The organism is Shewanella baltica (assembly GCF_900456975.1).
GTDB lineage: Bacteria > Pseudomonadota > Gammaproteobacteria > Enterobacterales > Shewanellaceae > Shewanella > Shewanella baltica.
On the sequence record NZ_UGYM01000002.1, the window covers coordinates 5260721 to 5287467 of the forward strand.

The following is a 26747-nucleotide window of genomic DNA, read 5'->3' on the forward strand; positions in this document are numbered from 1 at the left end:
TGAACAGTTTACGGTGATTAGCGCAGCCCGGTAGCGCATCTGGTTTGGGACCAGAGGGTCAGAGGTTCGAATCCTCTATCACCGACCAAATAAGTAAAAAAGCCTCAGCATTCTTAATGAATTCACTGGGGCTTTTTTGCATCTACGGTTTGCTTGTCTTGATTGGCATTAGAAGCCTTATTGCCAGAAAGCAGAGGTCGAATCCTCACTCTATCAAAGCATCGACCAAATAAATAAAAAAGCCTCAGCATTCTTAATGAATACACTGGGGCTTTTTTGCATCTGCGGTTTGCTTGTCTTGATTGGCATTAGAAGCCTTATTGCCAGAAAGCAGAGGTCGAATCCTCACTCTTTCAGCGCATCGACCAAATAAGTAAAAAAGCCTCAGTATTCTAATGAATGCACTGGGGCTTTTTTGCATCTGCGGTTTGCTGTTTGTATCTTGGCATTAGAAGCCTTATTGCCAGAAAGCAGGGGGGGCGAATCCTCGCGCTTTCAACGTATCGACCAAATTCAACGCATCGAACAAATAAGCAGAAACACCTCAGCATTCTTAATCATTATGCAGGGGCTTTTTGGCATTTGTGCAATGTAGCTTCATACAGAAATTGTTTATGCGCTTGCTTAAACTCTTTGTAGACAATACAGATGTGCAACGGTATCGATATAGCCATTCTGTCGTTAGAAAAGTAAAAAGCTCCTTACGGAGCTTTTTGTTTTTAATTTCACTTCTTAATTCGGCTTAATCAAGACTCACCGGAGGGGCGATAAAGCCTTGATAGGCATCTGTTCTAAGCTCGTTAAAGCGCTCTAGCTGAGCTTTTTCTTGAATACCCGTCACTATGACTTGAATATCTAATCCTTTCGCTACGTTGATTAGCGCGCGGCAGAGCTCACTATTATGGTGTGTCTCATCATAGTAGGCGAAGGATTGATCGAGTTTCACATAACTCGGTCTTAATTCCTGTAGATAAGACATAGAGCCAAACTGACGGCCAAAGTGGTCAATGCCGAACTTAGCGCCATTATCACGAATAATGTTACATAAGTGCTGACACGAATTAAGATCGCTATAGACGCCCGCCTCAGGAATTTCGAAGCAGATCCGCTCAATAAATGTAGCATTACGTAAGAAGTGATTGAGCCACTCATGGAACTGAGGATCGTTAATACTTTGGTGGGTTAAATTAATCGCGAGCGGTTCATAGCTACGCTCTAGCAGTTTCTGCTCGTAGACGGTTTCAATCAAACATTTATCGAGCAAGGCACCGAGTGATAAGAGCTCGATATAAGGCATAAATTGCCCTGCATGGGCGAGTTGATCGCCGAGCTCTAATTGGCAATATAATTCCCGCTGCGCTATACCATCCCCATCGCAAAACTGGATAGGCTGCCATCTAAACTTAAACTTCTTATTACTGATGGCATGGCTAAGGTTATCCCGCCACTGTTCACGGGTGAATAGTTGCTGCTCTGTGGTTTCAAACCAATGGAATGTTTTATTTTCTTGTAACGCTTTTTGAAGGGCGTTGTCGGCTTGGGCCAAAATATCCGACACATTCATTTGCCCAATACGCTCCGCAATACCAATCGCAAAGTCTTCATTAGGCTTACAGCCCGCCTTCGACATTTCTTGGTTGATGGTGCGGATAAGTGTTTGTAAATATTTGCTTATTTGATCGTGTTCAACATCAGTCACTAAAAATGCAAATTCATAGGCGGCAATGCGGCCTATAACAGACGGTGTTATTTCGTTTAACTGCAGCTGAAACTTTTCTGCCAAGATCCGTATGGTTTCATCTCGAACTTGGTAGCCATATTTGCTGTGCACTTCTTCGAGCCAGTCGAGTTTAGCCAGGAATAACGCGCCGCTGCTAGGTTCACTCAACCAACCATTTAAACGGCTCACCACATATTGGCGGTTAGGCAGGCCTGACGCAGGATCGACAAGATTCTTCTTACGTAACGCGCCGACTTCTTCGTCGAGGGAATGGAATACTTGCTTTAACTGCGCCGACATACTGTTAAATGCGGTCACTAAGTCTTTCAATTCAGTGGTCTTAGGTAATGCCATGTCTGGGCCAAATTGGCGTGCCGCAATACTTTTCGCGTGTTCCGACAAAGTGTGTAGAGGTTTCAATATCCACGTTAAACCAATTCTTGCGGTAAAAATGGCGACGAGGAAAAGTAGAGAGAAGGCAATGATTGTATTGGACATGATTCGCCACAGCTCATGGTAACCAAACCCAGGATGAGCGGTGATCTCAAGTTGCGCGAGTTGCAACCAGCCAGAAGTAATAGTGCTTTGTTTTTTGATGGTTTTAAATAGATTTAAATTGATAAACCATTGAGGTACATCTTCAATTCTTAAAGGGTTATTCCACTCTTGTTGCTTACCATCCACCATCCATGTCAGCTTTACATTTTGATAATAGCCACCTTCAAAGATGACATTCACTAAAGTTTCTGCCGCTGCGGTATCGCCAGCTTGAAGTGCTGGAGTAAGCATTAGACCAAGTGAAGTGCTGGCATTGTTTAGATCTGACTCCATTTGCTTGGTCAAAAAGCTTTGAGTCTCAGTAAATTGCACATAGCCAAGGCTTGCAACTACGAGCAAAAATAGGCTAAAAAGCAGCGAATAAATCTGTCTAAACAGTGTCATTTTTGGTGCTACTCCAGTTTTAATTTTGGTTGTCTAAGGCGGTCAACACCTAATCTATGGTTAAGATCGTTCCATTTTTCTAGCCGTGTTGACGAACCTGCTAGTACACCTCGACCTTGCTCTTTATTGAGCCATAACTGTTTACCGTTAAAGCTATAAACAGGTAGTAGATCTTTTCTTTTGGTGGCGGGCTTTATTTCATGATCAAGATTATCGAGAACTAAGGGGATCGATGCTGGTGTCTCATAGTAAGCCAATACCATGTGGTATTGATTTACCGTAGTCGCTTTAACCATAGTGATCCGCATCTTGTCCTCTTGCACGCCAAGTTGGAGCAAGGTGAAGTATTTAGCGATCGAAAAATCTTCGCAGTCACCACCATTCACGCCAATAAACTCCATCGGCGTTGCCCAATAATTCGACTCACCCCATAATTTACTGTCATCAATAAAGCGGAATAAGTTAAAAAAGTTATTTACTTTCAATAGCTTTTCTTTTTCATCTAGCGTACTTGCTTCCGATAACACTTTGAACCAAGCCCTAGCTCGCATCCCTGCACGCTCACCATAATGTTTTTCAAGGGTTGAAGTGATCTTCCCTTCATCAAGGTTTTGTGTGGGGGCAGCATATAGGCAGCATATGCCTAAGGCTGACGCTATGAGGCTAAAGCGGCAGACTCGCAATAATGAATGTTTATAACCAAGTCTGCCGTTCATAACCTAATGTGTGAGTCCTTTATTGTGTGTTGTCATCGACCGAGTAAATCGTCCATTTCATGTCCGTGGCCGTATCATCACCGGTCACTTCAGCCACGACACGGCGGTTACGGATCTCTGCATCTGGTGTTTGCTCTAAAACAACAGGGCGACTAGAGCCATATCCAATTGCAGTTAATCGACTTCTATCAATACTAAAGCGTTCGGCTAACACAGCAGTCACTGCATTTGCACGATCTTGCGATAATACCGCATTACGCTCATCGGTGCCTGTGCGACTAGTATGGCCTTCAATCGTCACTTTGGTCGTTGGATACTGACGAAGAAAAATGGCAACTTCTTCTATCTGAGGATAATACTCAGGTGCGATATATGCAGAGTCATTAGGAAATAAAATATTTATTTCTTTTCGCTCGTTTATCGCTTTGATTTTGCCGCAGCCATAGTTGTCTGTGCCAGCCCCTTGCGCGGTATCATTGCAACGTTCACGGGCCTCTATCACGCCATCACCATCTTTATCAGATAGATCATAGGCTTGGGTTGTGGTCATTTCGTCAATATTAACTGTATCGCGCATTGAACAACCAGCTAAAAGAGTGACACTGAGAAAAAATGTGAGAGTTTTCATTAGTTAGCTCCTCCTTCATAGTTGCGCTCACCACGCCATGCTTCAGGTCTGGTGACTCTGAGTGAGTCTAATAAGCGTCCAGTAGAATTTAGCACGCGATACTTAGCGATGATCTCGTCATATTCGGCTTGTAAGTAGTCTTTACGTGCTTCGAAGAGCTCATTTTCGGTATCCAATAAGTCGAGTAGACTGCGTTGACCTAAGTTGAACTGTTGCGCATAGGCTGTTTGGGTATCCTTTGCGGCCACAACATGATCTCGAATGTATTGTTTTTGCGGAGCAAGCATTTCAAAAGCGTTCCAAGCCAGGTTGACGCCTTCAACGACTTCGCGCTGGGCACGTTGACGGATTTCTTTGGCTTCACCAAGTTTGTAGGCCGTTTCTTTCTCACGGGCAAGATCTTTACCGCCCGAGAATAAGTTATATTTTACTCGAACCATGGCCATTAAATCATTGCTATAGCCACCCACATCACTGCGGAAGGCTCCTGCGCCAGAGATACCATCTTCGCCGCCGACATCATTATTCCAATTACCATTCAGCTCCAAAGAAACCTGAGGATAGTAATTAGATTGTACTGAAGAGCGTTCATTCTCTGCTGCACGGATATCATTCGCTGCAGATTTGAGTATGGGGTGATTCTCCTGCGCTTCGATAATGCCTGAGCTTAGATCCTTTGGCAGCATATCTGCATCGGGCACTGGTAAGATTAAGTCTGCTGGTGCCGACTCTACAATTCTAATGTACTGCGCTTTTGCATCAAGTAAATTGTTACGAGCAGAAATCACGTTGGCATTGGCCCGCGCTAAGCGTCCCGTGATTTGGGAGAGATCTGCAATTGAGCCTAAACCTGAATCAGTACGTTGCTTGATTTGGTCATAAATTTCTTTATGGCTGTTAAGGTTTTTCTCCGCTAATTTTAGCACTTCATCAGTGCGTAAATAGTTGAGGTAGACCTTACTGACATCGAGTGCCATATCTTCAGCCGCTGCAAGTAGCGCCCATTGGTCTGCGCTGGCTTCAAAGCTATAACGATCAACTTCGCTGCTGGTATAGAAACCATCGAAAAGCATTTGTTTTAAGCTAACACCAAACTCTCCGCGGTTTAATTCTGCCACCCCTTTGCTATCAACTTCACCGACGTTAGGTCGTCTACGGGTCGACACACTGTCTGTCTGTTCGTAACCGTAGCCACCAGTGACATCAATCGTCGGCATATAGCCTGCGATTGCTTGATTAACTTGCTCTTCACGCGCTTTAAAGCGGTTAAAGGCAACCCGTAAATCAGGGTTCGTATCAAGCGTATGTGCAACGGCTTGTTCTAACGTCTGGCTTTGAGCCGATAAAGGTAACAGGATCAATGACAGCACTATGGCTATCTTTGAACATTGAAATTGTCGTCTTGCTGAAGTCTTCATGACCAACCTCCCGGTTTATAAAAAAAGGCTTAGTGCTCTCTTAGCGCTGTGTCCTTAGCCCTTAAAATTGGATTTAAAATGTACTCAAGTATGGATCTTTGCCCCGTGATAACGTCAACCGAAGTCAACATTCCCGGGATAATTGGCATCTGTGTGCCATCGTTTTTGGTTAAACTGGATTCTGCGGTTCTGACTCGAATGAGATAATAGCTATTGCCTTCTTCATCTTGGGATGTGTCGGCACTGATATGTTCAACTGTCCCTTTAAGGCCGCCATAGCGAGTAAAGTCATAGGCGGTAATCTTTACCACTGCGGGTAATCCTGGGTGTAAGAAGGCGATATCTTTAGGCAAGATTTTGGTTTCAATCAGTAACTGATCTTCCGATGGCACTATCTCGATAATATCGACTCCAGGTTGCACAACGCCGCCTAGTGTATTGATGTGAGTGGTTTTAATGGTGCCATTGACTGGTGAGGTGATAATGGCTTTGCTGACTTTATCCTGTGCGCCCACTTGTGCTTCATTCATGCGAGACAGGCGGGTTTGGGTTTCATTAAGCTGTGCGCGTAGATCGGCGGCATAAACGAATACGGCTTCACGGCGTTTTAAGATGGCTTCATCCATCGCCGCTTTGACTTTCGGGCGCAGTAGGCGCATTGAATTCAATTCGCCTTGCAAATCGTTCACTGTGCGTTCGAGCTTGAGCAGTTCAACTTCAGGCACGATACCTTTTTTAGCTAAAGGCCGAGTGAGTTCAAGCTCACGGGAGATCAGCTGCATACTGGTGGTTAATGTCGTTGTTTTAGACGCGAGATCATCAATTTCTTGTTGTCTTTGTTGAATTTGACGGACCAGGATTTCAAGCTGGTTACTTAAGTTATCTAAGCGTCCGTTGTATTCCTCTTGTTGTCTTTTAACTAATGCCGGTTCCGCTGCAATAATATTCTCCGGGAATACCAATGCTTTTTTAGTAATGAGTACTTGCTCGCGCCAGTCAGAAGTCATGTCTGATATGAGAATGCTGTCGAGTTCGGCGCGCATACGAATAGCATTGGTTTTTAAGCCAAAAACTTCTTGCTCTTGTTGAGCATAGTCGGAGCGGAAGCGGGTATCATCAATACGCACTAAAGGTTGCCCTTTAGTCACCATTTCACCTTCCTGAACGTAGAGCTCTTGCATTATGCCGCCATCTAAACTCTGGATGACTTGGACTTGTGATGAGGGGATGACTTTACCTGTCCCAGTGGTGACCTTGTCTAATTTAGCAAAACCTGCCCACAGTAAAAAACACACAACCATAGCTGCAAGTGCCCATATGATTAACCTGTGTCCGCTGGGAGCGTCCGTCATCATGGCGCCGTAGACATCATCAACCATGTCTAAGTCATTTGCGGTTAAATTTTTACTCATCTTTTAGCTTCTCCATTCACGAGGCCAAAATTGAGTTTTTCTAACACTTCTGCCTTGGGACCATCGGCGACCACATGGCCGCGCTCGAGTACGATAATACGGTCAACAAGCTGCAGTAGATGCATCTTATGGGTAATAAGAATCAAGGTTCTGTCTTTGCTGACATTCTGCATTGAGCGAATAAATTGTTGTTCTGCGCGCGCATCCAAGCTGGCGGTGGGCTCATCCATCAGTAGCACTGGTGGATCATTGAGTGTGGCGCGGGCAAGGGCAACGGTTTGCCTTTGTCCGCGACTGAGTGACATACCACCTTCACCGACCTGTTGGTCTAACCCTTCTGCTTCTAGGTTGGTAAATTGACTCACCCCAGAAAGTTGCACGGCACGGATTAGCTGGTGTTCAGTGACTTGGCGGGTACCAAATAAAATATTGTCGCGAATCGAACCGTGGAACAGGGTGACATCTTGGGGCAAGTAGCCAAAGTTACGGCGTAAATCACTCGGATGGATTTGTGCCGAGTCTAAACCGTCATAACGCAGGCTTCCTGCTGTCGGTTGAAATAGTCCAACCAATAGCTTAGCAAGGGTACTTTTACCTGAACCATTGCGGCCAATAATCGCAATACGCTCGCCGGGATTAATCGTCAATGACATAGGATGAAGTACAGGTTTTTCTGAACCTGGGTAACCAAAACCGACATGATCAGCATTGATTTTGCCTATTAGCCTTTGTTTGCTAACCAAATGCCCTTTATTTTCAAACTCATCTTCTTGAGTCATAATTTCATTAAGCTGACGCAGTGCGCTGGCAGTGTGATTTGCTCTGGTCATCAGGCCTGCAAGCTGCGCCATAGGTGAAATAGCACGGCTTGATAACATAACGGCTGCAATAATTCCGCCCATCGATATCGCATTATCGGCCACGCGATAAACGCCCAAAATCACCACACAAACAACGGTAAATTGCACTGTGAAGTTAGCCACGTTCGAGACAGAGTTGGAGAGCTTTTTTGACCTTAATTGCCAGTTGGCACTGTGGCCTATCATTTGTTGCCAGCTTTTTTGTACTATCCCTTCGGCCCCATTGGCTTTGATTGACTCTAGTGCCGATAAACTCTCAATTAAATGCCCATGTTTCAGGCTTGAAAATTTATTGCCTTCTTCGATAGCGGCTTTGAGTTTAGGTTGAATATAAAGCGTAAAGCCAATAATGATGGCGCCACCGATCACTGGAACAATGGCGAGATCGCCAGCAACGATGTAGATAATAATTAAGAAAAATACCGCAAAGGGCAGATCGACTAAGGTTGTGATCGTCGCCGAGGTTAAAATTTCACGGATGTTATCGAATTCGCCTAATTGTTTTGCCATACCGCCAATACTGGGGGAGCGTTTTTCTAAGGGGATACCAATCGCTTTTGCGAAGAGGCGAGAAGATACTATGATGTCTACTTTTTTACCTGCTACATCAATCAGGTAGCTTCTGAGCTGCCGCATGACAAGATCAAACAGATAAGCAATAGAAGCGCCAATCGCTAACACCCACAGGGATTCAAAGGCAAGATTGGGCACGACTTTGTCATACACATTCATGATAAATAAAGGTGAAACTAAGGCGAACAAATTCACTAATACAGAAGCGATTAATGCATCGCGATAAATGGGTGCAGAATCTTTTAAGGTTTGGACTAGCCAGTGGGTTTTATTATCGTGTAGATAAACATCAAAGCCCATGTCACCACGGTATTCTTGTTTAACTAAGAATAAATATCCCACATATAAGGCTTCGAGCGACTCAATTGTCAGCGTCTCTTCACCACCCGTCTCAGGTAATTGAATAATCGCTTTATCGGACTCAACATCAAGTTCACGCAATATGCAGGCTTTCTTGTTTTTTAATAACAAAATACAGGGAAGCAATATCGGTGATACTTCGTTTAAGCCTTTTCGGGATAACTTCGCCGCTAGGCCAGCTCTCGATGCGGCCTGAGGCAATAAATCGGGTGTTAATACCGCACCTGACAAAGGTAAACCTGCCGCAAGCGAGTCGCTCGAGCACGGGTTGCCAAAATGCTCAGTGAGTAACACTAAACAATCCAGCAGCGGGTCCACTAAGACTCTTTGCGAGGCTGAAATGGTCCATTGGTCAATTTTTTCAGAAGCTGCAGCTGACACCTAATTACTTATCCTTTGGATTTTTATATGGTTATGGCAAGTATCGGTCATGATGGCCTATATTTCTATAGGCCATCTGAACTGATTTTATTTAAGGAATAATATTATGGTGTGGATTAGTATCCAGTGGTGCGATTCCTTGTACAGGTTCTGGTGTGACAGGCTGAGAGTCAATGATTAGCGGACCATCATTATTACTACCCAGTAAGCCATTAATTATACCAGCATCGTTAGTGCTGCCATATTCGTCGAACAAATTAACACCATCAAGGATGATATGTTGTTCAAAGACACCGTCTTGATTGGCATCAATATCGATCACTGTAGAGCCACTACTGTTAAGGCTGAAATTCAAATAGCTGTCTAGCGTGTTGGTATTTTCACCTTGAAGTAGATCGCGTAAATCCAATTTATCTTCATGGATATTAAAGTCAGTGATATGGTCTGTTCCTGACTCGCCAGCCTGCCAGACGAAAGTATCAGCACCAGTCCCACCCGTTAGTTTATCGTTTCCTAGGCCCCCAATAATAGTATCGTTACCAGCACCACCAAATATAAGATCATTACCATTACCGCCGTAAAGCTGATCATTCCCACCTTGCCCATAAAGTATGTCATTACCTTGTCCGCCGATAAGAACATCTGCCTTATCGCTGGCACCAGATTGGTCAAAATCAGATGCATGCTCAGTAATATATCTATGTACTTGGGCATCGGTTACTGCAGCTATCCCTAGCTGATCAGCAACATAATCTTTGATGGCAACATAACCTTGGCCACTGATACCGTTAAAGTTGATGGCATCACCAAAGAGTATATCGTCGCCGTTACCACCGTTGATGGTATCAGATCCTGGCAGTTGGGTAATTGGAGTACCAATGATCGCATCGGCTAAATCCTCAGCGTTGATGTTAGTCAGAACATTACCGTCAGAGTCAAATGGCTTAAGATCTTCACTATCCAGTGATGGGCCTATCCCAATGGCCTGAACAATCACTCCTAGCGTTGATAGGAAAGCAAATCCTTGCTGGGAATTCGCATTCGTTCCGGTGCCGTTTGTACCCAAGTTGGCAAATTGGAAACCTCCATTACCATCTGGGCGCATAAAGCCAACTGAACTTGAGCTCCAACTATTATTGCTATTTTGGGTCCATTTTAATACTTCACCGTACTGGTTGATGATCGTACGTCCATCCTGGCTATATATATTGCCAAATACATAACCGTTTTGGATGATACTGGATAGGTAAATACTGTTGTTTGCTCCGCGTGGGTTATAAACCTCAGGGTTTTGGCCCTCATTGTAGTTGTACTCATTAGCTTGGCCATCGGTAATAAAGTAAGCCAGATTTGTGGCACTGTTACCGCTGATGCCAGAGAACCAGTTGGCGGTCGTTTTAAATACATCTTCGTAGTTGGTGTTTCCACCTGAACGCATGTCGTCCAATGCATCTTCCAGTATCGACAGGGCATTGGGGTCTTTCATATCGACAGAAACCCAACCTTTAGAAATGCCATCAAAGTCAACCAAGAACACATTTACAGTGCCGCTGCCTTCAGCGGTAGCGCTGTTTTTCAGTGTCGTAAACACCTGTTCAAGTTGCGCTGTCATGCTATTGAGCGCCGTGCTTCCAATACTGCCAGAACTATCGACCATAAAGGCGATATTGTAGTTTTGACCTGGCAAAATAACGCTACCGTCTAAATCGCCGACCACAATGTTGTGCTCATTACCAAAGTTAAGATTTTGATCGCCAGGCTCTCCTTCATGACCACTGAAGTAGCTAAGAATGACGCTATCTGCATCTGTTGCAGTATTGGTCAGGTCTGTACCTGACTCTCTTGATACTGCTTCGACAACGAGGTTGACTTGACCTGCATATTCACCAGGAACCCTTAATGTTAATCCTGTCAGATTGACATCTAAAGATGCACTGTTCCATACGCTGCCATGATTTAGAAGAATATTACCGTCTGCATCTGCAGTTCCCATCAATGTACCGTTACTACTGTAGAGTAAGGTGCCTTCGGGTAAACCACTGAGCTGAATGCTATCGATGCTTTCGCTACCGTCTCGATCCGCAAGTGACACATTAATTTCGATTGGATAGTCTACAGCTGTAGGCTGTTCTAATGTGAGTTCACCTGTGATTTGATTGATCGCGTATATGCCATCCTTGAATTGCACATACTCAATATCATGCAGGGCCTTAGTGACACCGATACCATTTTCAGTTACAAAGAAGTTGAACCAACGATCATTACTAGAGTAGCCAGTACTTTTCTCTATTATGTAGTCGGCTCGGTTGCCAAGAAGTACGGCGATATCTGTTCCTGCACCACCGTAGAGCCCGTCATTACCTAGACCAGCAACAAGAACATCATTTCCTGTTCCGCCATAGAGAGAGTCACCTTGAACGGCATCACTGCCGACGAGTATGTCATCACCATCCATACCGTAAAGTAGATCACCGCCGCCATTTGCGCTGACAAGATGATCGTTCCCCCCAGTACCGAGCAACTGATCTTGTCCGGAAGTATTATCAATAGTACGCGTACCAGTATTAAATGGTGCGGTAGTGAAATCGCCCGTACGGAACTGTTCGGTAGTGATGCCTGAAGTCTTAAAGTTACTGTATAGCGGTATGCCATTATCAGTCAGAATAACGTTAACGACAGGCTTATCTGCTATAGGTAAAACAGTGATATCAAGTGCTGCTGTGGAACCAGTATTTGTTGTGTAGGTGACACTTGGCATTTCGCCTGCCCAGTTATCATTTGGAGTAAACTGGAATTCACCATTAGCTTGTATTAATAAGCTACCCACGGCCAAGGTAACGGTTTGCCCAGCGTTAAAACTGGTTTGCATACCGTTATACATGACTCTGAAGCTAGTGATGCTCAGATTGCCGAGTTGATCATTGGTAAGAACATTACCCGTTAGCTGTTGATCTTCGTCGATGGTATAGCGATCGTCAGTCGCATCAATAACAGTAGCATTATCCGTGCCTTCAGCTGATTCATTATTAGCACTATCAGTTTGAGTTGCGGTGACTGAGATTGCCTGACCTGCAGTCGGAGTAGGCTCTGTCCAAGTAATAACACCATTTGTATAGGTGTAACCTGTTGCTAGAGCACCATTACTAAATTTCAGTACGCCATTGTCAAGAATGAGGTCTACTGTACTGCTATTACCTGCATTATCGATTTCTAGATGTACACTGCCGCCAGTATTAAAGTCACTAGCATTAATTTTGACCTGTATTTGAACGCCATTACTACCTATCTCAGTACTCGTCAAATACGCGTCATCATTTACATCATCTATGATGCGTACTTCAGGTGCAGAAGGTGGCGTTGTATCAACATAAACTTGTGGAATAACAGAGAAAGTACCATCTGTATGATCGCCATCTCCATCAGTGGCTCTTACTTTGAAATCAATATCACCATCGCTAGGTTGTAACATCTCTTGATATTGATGGAAGTCCCATTGACCAGTACCTGGGGTGAACTCCAGTTTGAATACCAAGTGACCAGCTGCATCGACCCCAATCAGTGTATTTGCCGTTTGGGTTATGGTAATTGCACTGCCTGTTGCCGTGAATAAATTGGTTTCATCACTACCTTGTAATGTGAGCGAACCTTTACCATCTGCGCCCCAATCAGGGCTAACTGTTCCTGAAGCAAAGGCGATTGCTGGTGGAGTAGTTGCGCCTAAAAACTCAATAGCGGTAACAGTGAAGTCACTATTATCACCGCTACTTGGGCCCTGGCCATTATCAAGGGCTTTGATGACCATAGTGTCAAAACCGCCTTGTAAGGCTTGGAAGTTGGCGGCATAGTCGCCACTGCTGGCATCTGAGCTAAATGTTTGAGTTGCGATAAGTTGGCCATCTCGCCAAAACTCGACGACACCGACTTCTAGTTCGCCACCAAACATGTGGGAAAACTGGATATTTACGCCGTAGGCAATAGTTCCAGGATCGAGAGTAATGATGATTTCTTCAGATGCAGAACTTCCATCTGCAAATTTACGGAAATCGACTTCGTTCGCGAGATTATGATAAGGAGCACCAGCGCTACTAACACCTATCCCACTACTACTACCAAAGATTGCGGCATCAATTAAATTTGAGTTAGTTGACGAAGTGAATCCTCTTGCACTGATAGTAAACCCATTGAAATCTAATGAATTACTGTTGCCGCTGTAACCAGTGAGTGAGAATGAACCCACCAATGAATCAGGAATACTTGTCGTTGTAGTTTGCACGGCTGCAATTGGTGATATGACTGGAGCATCATCTTCAATGGTGACATTGAAACTTCCAGTTGATGTTCCACCATGACCATCATCAACATTGATACCGATATTGACTGACAAGGTGTCTTCAGTCTCAGTATCTGGATGATCGACGGGACCTTTAAGCGTGACATCATAGGTCCAATTTCCTGAACTACCATTAACCGGTGGCGTCAGTGTTGCAGTCATAATTTCGGTATATGAAGCCTCACCTGCAGTACCAATATAACCCGTTAAAGTTTGCGTGACAGGGTCCCAACTCCATTGAATTGCTTGGCCACCAGAGAATAATCCTGATGGGCCAGAAAGTGAAACGGTCAGATTATCATTATTACTATCTTGTATGCTTACTGTCCCAGAGGCGTCAGGACTATTAGTCGAATCGGTATCTCCAGTGCTATCAGGTAGACCTAGGGGCAAACCTTCCTCTGAAACAATTACGTTATTAAGTACGTTAATCGTTGGTACTGAATTGACCGTTGCAGTATCTGAGCCCTGACTTGAAGTGTTGCCCGCCGCATCCGTTTGGGTCGCATAGATTGTAATATCTTGACCTGCTTCAGGGGTTGACTCTGTCCAGCTAATGATACCATTACTGTAGCTGAAGTTTGTTGCGGGAGTGCCATCAGCAAATTGTAGTTCGATAACCCCGTTACCAACATCGACTATTTTAAGCTCAATTGAGGTTATGACTGCACTGTTATTGATCGTTAAATTAACATGCCCTCCAGCTAAAAAGTCAGTGGCATCAATATTAACTTCGATCTGAACACCAGCACCATTATTACTAATCTCAGATTGAGTAAGTACACCATCACCAGGTATACCGTCATCAACGATTAATACTGTTGGAGGATTAGGGGCGGTGGTATCAATCGTGACACTGTCGTGGGCGGAATAGCTGTTGCCCGCAGGGTCGGTGACAGTGGCCGTTAGGGTTAGGGTAGCTCCGTCTGCTGGAGCATTCACTGCCAGCGCCAGACCGCTGTCGAGCATGGCTTGGGTGACAGGGCCGTTAAACAGCTCGCTCCCGTCTTGATCGACAATCACTAAGGTATCGCCCAGGGCAGTGCCGGCGCCGAGGGTAACGACGTAGTTTACTTGCCCGTCGAGCTCAGCACTACTGAGCAGGCCGTCATTGTTGGTGTCTTCGGTGATGCTGATGCTGACCGCTGGGGCGGTAGTATCAATCACCACGTCCTGGGTGACGGTTTTGCTGTTGCCCGCCAGGTCAGTGACCGTGGCGCTGACAGGGTAAGTGCCATCGGCCAAGGTGGTGCCGGTTAAGTCGATGCTCCAGTTACCGCTGGCATCAATCACCAAGCCGTTGGCAGTGGTGTAGACCACGCCATTGATGGTGACGGCCAAGGTGCTGTTGTCACCCAAATCGACCGTGCCGTTGAACACTAAGGTGTTGTCGTTGGTGATGAAGTCGCTGCCCGAGGCGCCGGTGTCATCGGTAATGCTGGTGATCGCCACGGTGTTGCCGTCGCCATCTTGGTCAATCTTGGTATCAATCACCACGTCCTGGGTGACGGTTTTGCTGTTGCCCGCCAGGTCAGTGACCGTGGCGCTGACAGGGTAAGTGCCATCGGCCAAGGTGGTGCCGGTTAAGTCGATGCTCCAGTTACCGCTGGCATCAATCACCAAGCCGTTGGCAGTGGTGTAGACCACGCCATTGATGGTGACGGCCAAGGTGCTGTTGTCACCCAAATCGACCGTGCCGTTGAACACTAAGGTGTTGTCGTTGGTGATGAAGTCGCTGCCCGAGGCGCCGGTGTCATCGGTAATGCTGGTGATCGCCACGGTGTTGCCGTCGCCATCTTGGTCAATCTTGGTATCAATCACCACGTCCTGGGTGACGGTTTTGCTGTTGCCCGCCAGGTCAGTGACCGTGGCGCTGACAGGGTAAGTGCCATCGGCCAAGGTGGTGCCGGTTAAGTCGATGCTCCAGTTACCGCTGGCATCAATCACCAAGCCGTTGGCAGTGGTGTAGACCACGCCATTGATGGTGACGGCCAAGGTGCTGTTGTCACCCAAATCGACCGTGCCGTTGAACACTAAGGTGTTGTCGTTGGTGATGAAGTCGCTGCCCGAGGCGCCGGTGTCATCGGTAATGCTGGTGATCGCCACGGTGTTGCCGTCGCCATCTTGGTCAATCTTGGTATCAATCACCACGTCTTGGGTGACGGTTTTGCTGTTGCCCGCCAGGTCAGTGACCGTGGCGCTGACAGGGTAAGTGCCATCGGCCAAGGTGGTGCCGGTTAAGTCGATGCTCCAGTTACCGCTGGCATCAATCACCAAGCCGTTGGCAGTGGTGTAGACCACGCCATTGATGGTGACGGCCAAGGTGCTGTTGTCACCCAAATCGACCGTGCCGTTGAACACTAAGGTGTTGTCGTTGGTGATGAAGTCGCTGCCCGAGGCACCGGTGTCATCGGTAATGCTGGTGATCGCCACGGTGTTGCCGTCGCCATCTTGGTCAATCTTGGTATCAATCACCACGTCCTGGGTGACGGTTTTGCTGTTGCCCGCCAGGTCAGTGACCGTGGCGCTGACAGGGTAAGTGCCATCGGCCAAGGTGGTGCCGGTTAAGTCGATGCTCCAGTTACCGCTGGCATCAATCACCAAGCCGTTGGCAGTGGTGTAGACCACGCCATTGATGGTGACGGCCAAGGTGCTGTTGTCACCTAAATCGACGGTACCGTTGAAAATCAGGGTGTTGTCGTTGGTGATGAAGTCGCTGCCCGAGGCGCCGGTGTCATCGGTAATGCTGGTGATCGCCACGGTGTTGCCGTCGCCATCTTGGTCAATCTTGGTATCAATCACCACGTCCTGGGTGACGGTTTTGCTGTTGCCGGCTAGGTCGGTGACCGTGGCGCTGACAGGGTAAGTGCCATCGGCCAAGGTGGTGCCGGTTAAGTCGATGCTCCAGTTACCGCTGGCATCAATCACCAAGCCGTTGGCGGTGGTGTAGACCACGCCATTGATGGTGACGGCCAAGGTGCTGTTGTCACCTAAATCGACGGTACCGTTGAAGACTAAGGTGTTGTCATTGGTGATGAAGTCGCTGCCCGAGGCGCCGGTGTCATCGGTAATGCTGGTGATCGCCACGGTGTTGCCGTCGCCATCTTGGTCAATCTTGGTATCAATCACCACGTCTTGGGTGACGGTTTTGCTGTTGCCCGCCAGGTCAGTGACCGTGGCGCTGACAGGGTAAGTGCCATCGGCCAAGGTGGTGCCGGTTAAGTCGATGCTCCAGTTACCGCTGGCATCAATCACCAAGCCGTTGGCAGTGGTGTAGACCACGCCATTGATGGTGACGGCCAAGGTGCTGTTGTCACCCAAATCGACGGTACCGTTGAAGACTAAGGTGTTGTCATTGGTGATGAAGTCGCTGCCCGAGGCGCCGGTGTCATCGGTAATGCTGGTGATCGCCACGGTGTTGCCGTCGCCATCTTGGTCAATCTTGGTATCAATCACCACGTCTTGGGTGACGGTTTTGCTGTTGCCGGCCAGGTCAGTGACGGTGGCGCTGACAGGGTAAGTGCCATCGGCCAAGGTGGTGCCGGTTAAGTCGATGCTCCAGTTACCGCTGGCATCAATCACCAAGCCGTTGGCAGTGGTGTAGATCACGCCATTGATGGTGACGGCCAAGGTGCTGTTGTCACCTAAATCGACGGTACCGTTGAAAATCAGGGTGTTGTCGTTGGTGATGAAGTCGCTGCCCGAGGCGCCGGTGTCATCGGTAATGCTGGTGATCGCCACGGTGTTGCCGTCGCCATCTTGGTCAATCTTGGTATCAATCACCACGTCCTGGGTGACGGTTTTGCTGTTGCCCGCCAGGTCAGTGACCGTGGCGCTGACAGGGTAAGTGCCATCGGCCAAGGTGGTGCCGGTTAAGTCGATGCTCCAGTTACCGCTGGCATCAATCACCAAGCCGTTGGCAGTGGTGTAGACCACGCCATTGATGGTGACGGCCAAGGTGCTGTTGTCACCTAAATCGACGGTACCGTTGAAAATCAGGGTGTTGTCGTTGGTGATGAAGTCGCTGCCCGAGGCGCCGGTGTCATCGGTAATGCTGGTGATCGCCACGGTGTTGCCGTCGCCATCTTGGTCAATCTTGGTATCAATCACCACGTCCTGGGTGACGGTTTTGCTGTTGCCCGCCAGGTCAGTGACCGTGGCGCTGACAGGGTAAGTGCCATCGGCCAAGGTGGTGCCGGTTAAGTCGATGCTCCAGTTACCGCTGGCATCAATCACCAAGCCGTTGGCAGTGGTGTAGACCACGCCATTGATGGTGACGGCCAAGGTGCTGTTGTCACCCAAATCGACCGTGCCGTTGAAGACTAAGGTGTTGTCGTTGGTGATGAAGTCGCTGCCCGAGGCGCCGGTGTCATCGGTAATGCTGGTGATCGCCACGGTGTTGCCGTCGCCATCTTGGTCAATCTTGGTATCAATCACCACGTCCTGGGTGACGGTTTTGCTGTTGCCCGCCAGGTCAGTGACCGTGGCGCTGACAGGGTAAGTGCCATCGGCCAAGGTGGTGCCGGTTAAGTCGATGCTCCAGTTACCGCTGGCATCAATCACCAAGCCGTTGGCAGTGGTGTAGACCACGCCATTGATGGTGACGGCCAAGGTGCTGTTGTCACCTAAATCGACGGTACCGTTGAAAATCAGGGTGTTGTCGTTGGTGATGAAGTCGCTGCCCGAGGCGCCGGTGTCATCGGTAATGCTGGTGATCGCCACGGTGTTGCCGTCGCCATCTTGGTCAATCTTGGTATCAATCACCACGTCCTGGGTGACGGTTTTGCTGTTGCCGGCTAGGTCGGTGACCGTGGCGCTGACAGGGTAAGTGCCATCGGCCAAGGTGGTGCCGGTTAAGTCGATGCTCCAGTTACCGCTGGCATCAATCACCAAGCCGTTGGCAGTGGTGTAGACCACGCCATTGATGGTGACGGCCAAGGTGCTGTTGTCACCTAAATCGACGGTACCGTTGAAAATCAGGGTGTTGTCGTTGGTGATGAAGTCGCTGCCCGAGGCGCCGGTGTCATCGGTAATGCTGGTGATCGCCACGGTGTTGCCGTCGCCATCTTGGTCAATCTTGGTATCAATCACCACGTCCTGGGTGACGGTTTTGCTGTTGCCCGCCAGGTCAGTGACCGTGGCGCTGACAGGGTAAGTGCCATCGGCCAAGGTGGTGCCGGTTAAGTCGATGCTCCAGTTACCGCTGGCATCAATCACCAAGCCGTTGGCGGTGGTGTAGACCACGCCATTGATGGTGACGGCCAAGGTGCTGTTGTCACCTAAATCGACGGTACCGTTGAAGACTAAGGTGTTGTCATTGGTGATGAAGTCGCTGCCCGAGGCGCCGGTGTCATCGGTAATGCTGGTGATCGCCACGGTGTTGCCGTCGCCATCTTGGTCAATCTTGGTATCAATCACCACGTCCTGGGTAACGGTTTTGCTGTTGCCGGCCAGGTCAGTGACCGTGGCGCTGACAGGGTAAGTGCCATCGGCCAAGGTGGTGCCGGTTAAGTCGATGCTCCAGTTACCGCTGGCATCAATCACCAAGCCGTTGGCAGTGGTGTAGACCACGCCATTGATGGTGACGGCCAAGGTGCTGTTGTCACCTAAATCGACGGTACCGTTGAAAATCAGGGTGTTGTCATTGGTGATGAAGTCGCTGCCCGAGGCGCCGGTGTCATCGGTAATGCTGGTGATCGCCACGGTGTTGCCGTCGCCATCTTGGTCAATCTTGGTATCAATCACCACGTCTTGGGTGACGGTTTTGCTGTTGCCCGCCAGGTCAGTGACCGTGGCGCTGACAGGGTAAGTGCCATCGGCCAAGGTGGTGCCGGTTAAGTCGATGCTCCAGTTACCGCTGGCATCAATCACCAAGCCGTTGGCAGTGGTGTAGACCACGCCATTGATGGTGACGGCCAAGGTGCTGTTGTCACCCAAATCGACCGTGCCGTTGAACACTAAGGTGTTGTCGTTGGTGATGAAGTCGCTGCCGGAGGCACCGGTGTCATCGGTAATGCTGGTGATCGCCACGGTGTTGCCGTCGCCATCTTGGTCAATCTTGGTATCAATCACCACGTCCTGGGTGACGGTTTTGCTGTTGCCCGCCAAGTCAGTGACGGTGGCGCTGACAGGGTAAGTGCCATCGGCCAAGGTGGTGCCGGTTAAGTCGATGCTCCAGTTACCGCTGGCATCAATCACCAAGCCGTTGGCAGTGGTGTAGACCACGCCATTGATGGTGACGGCCAAGGTGCTGTTGTCACCTAAATCGACGGTACCGTTGAAAATCAGGGTGTTGTCGTTGGTGATGAAGTCGCTGCCCGAGGCGCCGGTGTCATCGGTAATGCTGGTGATCGCCACGGTGTTGCCGTCGCCATCTTGGTCAATCTTGGTATCAATCACCACGTCCTGGGTGACGGTTTTGCTGTTGCCGGCTAGGTCGGTGACCGTGGCGCTGACAGGGTAAGTGCCATCGGCCAAGGTGGTGCCGGTTAAGTCGATGCTCCAGTTACCGCTGGCATCAATCACCAAGCCGTTGGCGGTGGTGTAGACCACGCCATTGATGGTGACGGCCAAGGTGCTGTTGTCACCTAAATCGACGGTACCGTTGAAGACTAAGGTGTTGTCATTGGTGATGAAGTCGCTGCCCGAGGCGCCGGTGTCATCGGTAATGCTGGTGATCGCCACGGTGTTGCCGTCGCCATCTTGGTCAATCTTGGTATCAATCACCACGTCCTGGGTGACGGTTTTGCTGTTGCCCGCCAGGTCAGTGACCGTGGCGCTGACAGGGTAAGTGCCATCGGCCAAGGTGGTGCCGGTTAAGTCGATGCTCCAGTTACCGCTGGCATCAATCACCAAGCCGTTGGCAGTGGTGTAGACCACGCCATTGATGGTGACGGCCAAGGTGCTGTTGTCACCTAAATCGACGGTACCGTTGAAAATCAGGGTGTTGTCGTTGGTGATGAAGTCGCTGCCCGAGGCGCCGGTGTCATCGGTAATGCTGGTGATCGCCACGGTGTTGCCGTCGCCATCTTGGTCAATCTTGGTATCAATCACCACGTCCTGGGTGACGGTTTTGCTGTTGCCGGCTAGGTCGGTGACCGTGGCGCTGACAGGGTAAGTGCCATCGGCCAAGGTGGTGCCGGTTAAGTCGATGCTCCAGTTACCGCTGGCATCAATCACCAAGCCGTTGGCGGTGGTGTAGACCACGCCATTGATGGTGACGGCCAAGGTGCTGTTGTCACCTAAATCGACGGTACCGTTGAAGACTAAGGTGTTGTCATTGGTGATGAAGTCGCTGCCCGAGGCGCCGGTGTCATCGGTAATGCTGGTGATCGCCACGGTGTTGCCGTCGCCATCTTGGTCAATCTTGGTATCAATCACCACGTCCTGGGTGACGGTCTTGCTGTTGCCCGCCAGGTCAGTGACGGTGGCGCTGACAGGGTAAGTGCCATCGGCCAAGGTGGTGCCGGTTAAGTCGATGCTCCAGTTACCGCTGGCATCAATCACCAAGCCGTTGGCAGTGGTGTAGATCACGCCATTGATGGTGACGGCCAAGGTGCTGTTGTCACCCAAATCGACGGTACCGTTGAAAATCAGGGTGTTGTCGTTGGTGATGAAGTCGCTGCCCGAGGCGCCGGTGTCATCGGTAATGCTGGTGATCGCCACGGTGTTGCCGTCGCCATCTTGGTCAATCTTGGTATCAATCACCACGTCTTGGGTGACGGTTTTGCTGTTGCCCGCCAGGTCAGTGACCGTGGCGCTGACAGGGTAAGTGCCATCGGCCAAGGTGGTGCCGGTTAAGTCGATGCTCCAGTTACCGCTGGCATCAATCACCAAGCCGTTGGCAGTGGTGTAGACCACGCCATTGATGGTGACGGCCAAGGTGCTGTTGTCACCCAAATCGACGGTACCGTTGAACACTAAGGTGTTGTCATTGGTGATGAAGTCGCTGCCCGAGGCGCCGGTGTCATCGGTAATGCTGGTGATCGCCACGGTGTTGCCGTCGCCATCTTGGTCAATCTTGGTATCAATCACCACGTCTTGGGTGACGGTTTTGCTGTTGCCGGCCAGGTCAGTGACGGTGGCGCTGACAGGGTAAGTGCCATCGGCCAAGGTGGTGCCGGTTAAGTCGATGCTCCAGTTACCGCTGGCATCAATCACCAAGCCGTTGGCAGTGGTGTAGACCACGCCATTGATGGTGACGGCCAAGGTGCTGTTGTCACCTAAATCGACGGTACCGTTGAAAATCAGGGTGTTGTCGTTGGTGATGAAGTCGCTGCCCGAGGCGCCGGTGTCATCGGTAATGCTGGTGATCGCCACGGTGTTGCCGTCGCCATCTTGGTCAATCTTGGTATCAATCACCACGTCCTGGGTGACGGTTTTGCTGTTGCCCGCCAGGTCAGTGACCGTGGCGCTGACAGGGTAAGTGCCATCGGCCAAGGTGGTGCCGGTTAAGTCGATGCTCCAGTTACCGCTGGCATCAATCACCAAGCCGTTGGCAGTGGTGTAGACCACGCCATTGATGGTGACGGCCAAGGTGCTGTTGTCACCCAAATCGACCGTGCCGTTGAACACTAAGGTGTTGTCATTGGTGATGAAGTCGCTGCCCGAGGCGCCGGTGTCATCGGTAATGCTGGTGATCGCCACGGTGTTGCCGTCGCCATCTTGGTCAATCTTGGTATCAATCACCACGTCCTGGGTGACGGTTTTGCTGTTGCCGGCTAGGTCGGTGACCGTGGCGCTGACAGGGTAAGTGCCATCGGCCAAGGTGGTGCCGGTTAAGTCGATGCTCCAGTTACCGCTGGCATCAATCACCAAGCCGTTGGCAGTGGTGTAGACCACGCCATTGATGGTGACGGCCAAGGTGCTGTTGTCACCTAAATCGACGGTACCGTTGAAGACTAAGGTGTTGTCATTGGTGATGAAGTCGCTGCCCGAGGCGCCGGTGTCATCGGTAATGCTGGTGATCGCCACGGTGTTGCCGTCGCCATCTTGGTCAATCTTGGTATCAATCACCACGTCTTGGGTGACGGTTTTGCTGTTGCCCGCCAGGTCAGTGACCGTGGCGCTGACAGGGTAAGTGCCATCGGCCAAGGTGGTGCCGGTTAAGTCGATGCTCCAGTTACCGCTGGCATCAATCACCAAGCCGTTGGCAGTGGTGTAGACCACGCCATTGATGGTGACGGCCAAGGTGCTGTTGTCACCCAAATCGACGGTACCGTTGAAGACTAAGGTGTTGTCATTGGTGATGAAGTCGCTGCCCGAGGCGCCGGTGTCATCGGTAATGCTGGTGATCGCCACGGTGTTGCCGTCGCCATCTTGGTCAATCTTGGTATCAATCACCACGTCTTGGGTGACGGTTTTGCTGTTGCCGGCCAGGTCAGTGACGGTGGCGCTGACAGGGTAAGTGCCATCGGCCAAGGTGGTGCCGGTTAAGTCGATGCTCCAGTTACCGCTGGCATCAATCACCAAGCCGTTGGCAGTGGTGTAGACCACGCCATTGATGGTGACGGCCAAGGTGCTGTTGTCACCTAAATCGACGGTACCGTTGAAAATCAGGGTGTTGTCGTTGGTGATGAAGTCGCTGCCCGAGGCGCCGGTGTCATCGGTAATGCTGGTGATCGCCACGGTGTTGCCGTCGCCATCTTGGTCAATCTTGGTATCAATCACCACGTCCTGGGTGACGGTTTTGCTGTTGCCCGCCAGGTCAGTGACCGTGGCGCTGACAGGGTAAGTGCCATCGGCCAAGGTGGTGCCGGTTAAGTCGATGCTCCAGTTACCGCTGGCATCAATCACCAAGCCGTTGGCAGTGGTGTAGACCACGCCATTGATGGTGACGGCCAAGGTGCTGTTGTCACCTAAATCGACGGTACCGTTGAACACTAAGGTGTTGTCATTGGTGATGAAGTCGCTGCCCGAGGCGCCGGTGTCATCGGTAATGCTGGTGATCGCCACGGTGTTGCCGTCGCCATCTTGGTCAATCTTGGTATCAATCACCACGTCCTGGGTGACGGTCTTGCTGTTGCCCGCCAGGTCAGTGACGGTGGCGCTGACAGGGTAAGTGCCATCGGCCAAGGTGGTGCCGGTTAAGTCGATGCTCCAGTTACCGCTGGCATCAATCACCAAGCCGTTGGCAGTGGTGTAGATCACGCCATTGATGGTGACGGCCAAGGTGCTGTTGTCACCCAAATCGACGGTACCGTTGAAAATCAGGGTGTTGTCGTTGGTGATGAAGTCGCTGCCCGAGGCGCCGGTGTCATCGGTAATGCTGGTGATCGCCACGGTGTTGCCGTCGCCATCTTGGTCAATCTTGGTATCAATCACCACGTCTTGGGTGACGGTTTTGCTGTTGCCCGCCAGGTCAGTGACCGTGGCGCTGACAGGGTAAGTGCCATCGGCCAAGGTGGTGCCGGTTAAGTCGATGCTCCAGTTACCGCTGGCATCAATCACCAAGCCGTTGGCAGTGGTGTAGACCACGCCATTGATGGTGACGGCCAAGGTGCTGTTGTCACCCAAATCGACCGTGCCGTTGAACACTAAGGTGTTGTCGTTGGTGATGAAGTCGCTGCCCGAGGCGCCGGTGTCATCGGTAATGCTGGTGATCGCCACGGTGTTGCCGTCGCCATCTTGGTCAATCTTGGTATCAATCACCACGTCCTGGGTGACGGTTTTGCTGTTGCCCGCCAGGTCAGTGACCGTGGCGCTGACAGGGTAAGTGCCATCGGCCAAGGTGGTGCCGGTTAAGTCGATGCTCCAGTTACCGCTGGCATCAATCACCAAGCCGTTGGCGGTGGTGTAGACCACGCCATTGATGGTGACGGCCAAGGTGCTGTTGTCACCTAAATCGACGGTACCGTTGAAGACTAAGGTGTTGTCATTGGTGATGAAGTCGCTGCCCGAGGCGCCGGTGTCATCGGTAATGCTGGTGATCGCCACGGTGTTGCCGTCGCCATCTTGGTCAATCTTGGTATCAATCACCACGTCCTGGGTGACGGTTTTGCTGTTGCCGCCAGGTCAGTGACCGTGGCGCTGACAGGGTAAGTGCCATCGGCCAAGGTGGTGCCGGTTAAGTCGATGCTCCAGTTACCGCTGGCATCAATCACCAAGCCGTTGGCAGTGGTGTAGACCACGCCATTGATGGTGACGGCCAAGGTGCTGTTGTCACCTAAATCGACGGTACCGTTGAAAATCAGGTGTTGTCATTGGTGATGAAGTCGCTGCCCGAGGCGCCGGTGTCATCGGTAATGCTGGTGATCGCCACGGTGTTGCCGTCGCCATCTTGGTCAATCTTGGTATCAATCACCACGTCTTGGGTGACGGTTTTGCTGTTGCCCGCCAGGTCAGTGACCGTGGCGCTGACAGGGTAAGTGCCATCGGCCAAGGTGGTGCCGGTTAAGTCGATGCTCCAGTTACCGCTGGCATCAATCACCAAGCCGTTGGCAGTGGTGTAGACCACGCCATTGATGGTGACGGCCAAGGTGCTGTTGTCACCCAAATCGACCGTGCCGTTGAACACTAAGGTGTTGTCGTTGGTGATGAAGTCGCTGCCGGAGGCCCGGTGTCATCGGTAATGCTGGTGATCGCCACGGTGTTGCCGTCGCCATCTTGGTCAATCTTGGTATCAATCACCACGTCCTGGGTGACGGTTTTGCTGTTGCCCGCCAGTCAGTGACGGTGGCGCTGACAGGGTAAGTGCCATCGGCCAAGGTGGTGCCGGTTAAGTCGATGCTCCAGTTACCGCTGGCATCAATCACCAAGCCGTTGGCAGTGGTGTAGACCACGCCATTGATGGTGACGGCCAAGGTGCTGTTGTCACCTAAATCGACGGTACCGTTGAAATCAGGGTGTTGTCGTTGGTGATGAAGTCGCTGCCCGAGGCGCCGGTGTCATCGGTAATGCTGGTGATCGCCACGGTGTTGCCGTCGCCATCTTGGTCAATCTTGGTATCAATCACCACGTCCTGGGTGACGGTTTTGCTGTTGCCGGCTAGGTCGGTGACCGTGGCGCTGACAGGGTAAGTGCCATCGGCCAAGGTGGTGCCGGTTAAGTCGATGCTCCAGTTACCGCTGGCATCAATCACCAAGCCGTTGGCGGTGGTGTAGACCACGCCATTGATGGTGACGGCCAAGGTGCTGTTGTCACCTAAATCGACGGTACCGTTGAAGACTAAGGTGTTGTCATTGGTGATGAAGTCGCTGCCCGAGGCGCCGGTGTCATCGGTAATGCTGGTGATCGCCACGGTGTTGCCGTCGCCATCTTGGTCAATCTTGGTATCAATCACCACGTCCTGGGTGACGGTTTTGCTGTTGCCCGCCAGGTCAGTGACCGTGGCGCTGACAGGGTAAGTGCCATCGGCCAAGGTGGTGCCGGTTAAGTCGATGCTCCAGTTACCGCTGGCATCAATCACCAAGCCGTTGGCAGTGGTGTAGACCACGCCATTGATGGTGACGGCCAAGGTGCTGTTGTCACCTAAATCGACGGTACCGTTGAAAATCAGGGTGTTGTCGTTGGTGATGAAGTCGCTGCCCGAGGCGCCGGTGTCATCGGTAATGCTGGTGATCGCCACGGTGTTGCCGTCGCCATCTTGGTCAATCTTGGTATCAATCACCACGTCCTGGGTGACGGTTTTGCTGTTGCCGGCAGGTCAGTGACCGTGGCGCTGACAGGGTAAGTGCCATCGGCCAAGGTGGTGCCGGTTAAGTCGATGCTCCAGTTACCGCTGGCATCAATCACCAAGCCGTTGGCGGTGGTGTAGACCACGCCATTGATGGTGACGGCCAAGGTGCTGTTGTCACCTAAATCGACCGGTACCGTTGAAATCAGGTGTTGTCATTGGTGATGAAGTCGCTGCCCGAGGCGCCGGTGTCATCGGGTAATGCTGGTGATCGCCACGGTGTTGCCGTCGCCATCTTGGTCAATCTTGGTATCAATCACCACGTCCTGGGGTGACGGTTTTGCTGTTGCCCGCCAGGTCAGTGACCGTGGCGCTGACAGGGTAAGTGCCATCGCCAAGGTGGTGCCGGTTAAGTCGATGCTCCAGTTACCGCTGGCATCAATCACCAAGCCGTTGGCAGTGGTGTAGATCACGCCATTGATGGTGACGGCCAAGGTGCTGTTGTCACCCAAATCGACGTGCCGTTGAACACTAAGGTGTTGTCGTTGGTGATGAAGTCGCTGCCCGAGGCGCCGGTGTCATCGGTAATGCTGGTGATCGCCACGGTGTTGCCGTCGCCATCTTGGTCAATCTCTTGGTATCAATCACCACGTCCTGGGTGACGGTTTGCTGTTTGCCCGCCAGGTCAGTGGACCGTGGCGCTGACAGGGTAAGTGCCATCGGCCAAGGTGGTGCCGGTTAAGTCGATGCTCCAGTTACCGCTGGCATCAATACCAAGCCGTTGGCAGTGGTGT

The 26747-nt window shown here is 50.4% G+C and carries 14 protein-coding genes, 1 tRNA gene and 1 pseudogene; 1 reads left to right on the plus strand and 15 read right to left on the minus strand.

Going from position 1 to position 26747, the window contains the following annotated elements:
• The first annotated feature begins 11 nt into the window (after positions 1-11).
• Positions 12-88 (plus strand) — tRNA-Pro (locus DYH48_RS23535).
• A 654-nt stretch (positions 89-742) separates the two neighbouring features.
• Here the strand turns inward: DYH48_RS23535 and DYH48_RS23540 are convergent.
• From DYH48_RS23540 to DYH48_RS24045, 15 genes and pseudogenes are all read right to left on the minus strand, one after another.
• A complete protein-coding gene (locus tag DYH48_RS23540; protein WP_115336058.1) occupies positions 743-2662 on the minus strand; it encodes a bifunctional diguanylate cyclase/phosphodiesterase in 1920 nt (639 codons plus the stop codon).
• Positions 2663-2670: 8 nt separating this feature from the next.
• Positions 2671-3378, minus strand: coding sequence for a transglutaminase-like cysteine peptidase (locus DYH48_RS23545; protein WP_006083437.1), 708 nt, complete (start codon positions 3376-3378; stop codon positions 2671-2673).
• A gap of 19 nt (positions 3379-3397) precedes the next feature.
• Positions 3398-4006 (minus strand): OmpA family protein, encoded by a 609-nt coding sequence (locus tag DYH48_RS23550; RefSeq protein WP_006083436.1) that lies wholly within the window; start codon positions 4004-4006, stop codon positions 3398-3400.
• A complete protein-coding gene (locus DYH48_RS23555) occupies positions 4006-5424 on the minus strand; it encodes a TolC family outer membrane protein (protein ID WP_006084411.1) in 1419 nt (472 codons plus the stop codon). Before DYH48_RS23555 ends, DYH48_RS23550 begins: the two co-directional genes overlap by 1 nt.
• Before the next feature lie 29 nt (positions 5425-5453).
• A complete protein-coding gene (locus DYH48_RS23560) occupies positions 5454-6836 on the minus strand; it encodes an HlyD family type I secretion periplasmic adaptor subunit (protein WP_006083434.1) in 1383 nt (460 codons plus the stop codon).
• Positions 6833-9010: a type I secretion system permease/ATPase gene (locus DYH48_RS23565; protein WP_115336059.1), complete on the minus strand. Its 2178-nt coding sequence runs from the start codon at positions 9008-9010 to the stop codon at positions 6833-6835. The genes DYH48_RS23560 and DYH48_RS23565 overlap by 4 nt, the downstream gene beginning before the upstream one ends.
• A 91-nt stretch (positions 9011-9101) precedes the next feature.
• Positions 9102-23993, minus strand: coding sequence for an Ig-like domain-containing protein (locus tag DYH48_RS23570; protein WP_440591198.1), 14892 nt, complete (start codon positions 23991-23993; stop codon positions 9102-9104).
• 45 nt (positions 23994-24038) lie between these two features.
• A pseudogene (locus tag DYH48_RS24185) lies at positions 24039-24320 on the minus strand (Ig-like domain-containing protein); the annotation flags it as partial.
• Positions 24314-24490: an Ig-like domain-containing protein gene (locus DYH48_RS23775; protein WP_172481230.1), complete on the minus strand. Its 177-nt coding sequence runs from the start codon at positions 24488-24490 to the stop codon at positions 24314-24316. The gene DYH48_RS23775 and the pseudogene DYH48_RS24185, both read right to left, overlap by 7 nt.
• Before the next feature lie 38 nt (positions 24491-24528).
• Positions 24529-24855 carry an Ig-like domain-containing protein gene (locus DYH48_RS23780; RefSeq protein ID WP_172481231.1) on the minus strand — a complete coding sequence of 109 codons (327 nt, stop codon included), beginning with the start codon at positions 24853-24855 and terminating at the stop codon, positions 24529-24531.
• A gap of 109 nt (positions 24856-24964) precedes the next feature.
• Positions 24965-25141, minus strand: a complete 177-nt coding sequence (locus tag DYH48_RS23785; RefSeq protein ID WP_172481232.1) for a hypothetical protein — start codon at positions 25139-25141, stop codon at positions 24965-24967.
• 14 nt (positions 25142-25155) lie between these two features.
• Complete coding sequence (locus DYH48_RS23790; RefSeq protein ID WP_172481233.1) at positions 25156-25947, minus strand: Ig-like domain-containing protein; 792 nt, start codon at positions 25945-25947, stop codon at positions 25156-25158.
• Positions 25944-26120 (minus strand): hypothetical protein, encoded by a 177-nt coding sequence (locus DYH48_RS23795; protein ID WP_172481234.1) that lies wholly within the window; start codon positions 26118-26120, stop codon positions 25944-25946. Before DYH48_RS23795 ends, DYH48_RS23790 begins: the two co-directional genes overlap by 4 nt.
• An 84-nt stretch (positions 26121-26204) precedes the next feature.
• Complete coding sequence (locus DYH48_RS23580; protein WP_115336061.1) at positions 26205-26465, minus strand: hypothetical protein; 261 nt, start codon at positions 26463-26465, stop codon at positions 26205-26207.
• Positions 26423-26557: a hypothetical protein gene (locus DYH48_RS24045; RefSeq protein WP_256613136.1), complete on the minus strand. Its 135-nt coding sequence runs from the start codon at positions 26555-26557 to the stop codon at positions 26423-26425. Before DYH48_RS24045 ends, DYH48_RS23580 begins: the two co-directional genes overlap by 43 nt.
• Between the last annotated feature and the right edge of the window lie 190 nt (positions 26558-26747).

Coding starts and splice junctions, on each gene's coding strand:
- DYH48_RS23540 (WP_115336058.1), bottom strand. CDS start 2,662: ATGACACTGTTTAGACAGATTTATTCGCTGCTTTTTAGCCTATTTTTG.
- DYH48_RS23545 (WP_006083437.1), bottom strand. CDS start 3,378: ATGAACGGCAGACTTGGTTATAAACATTCATTATTGCGAGTCTGCCGC.
- DYH48_RS23550 (WP_006083436.1), bottom strand. CDS start 4,006: ATGAAAACTCTCACATTTTTTCTCAGTGTCACTCTTTTAGCTGGTTGT.
- DYH48_RS23555 (WP_006084411.1), bottom strand. CDS start 5,424: ATGAAGACTTCAGCAAGACGACAATTTCAATGTTCAAAGATAGCCATA.
- DYH48_RS23560 (WP_006083434.1), bottom strand. CDS start 6,836: ATGAGTAAAAATTTAACCGCAAATGACTTAGACATGGTTGATGATGTC.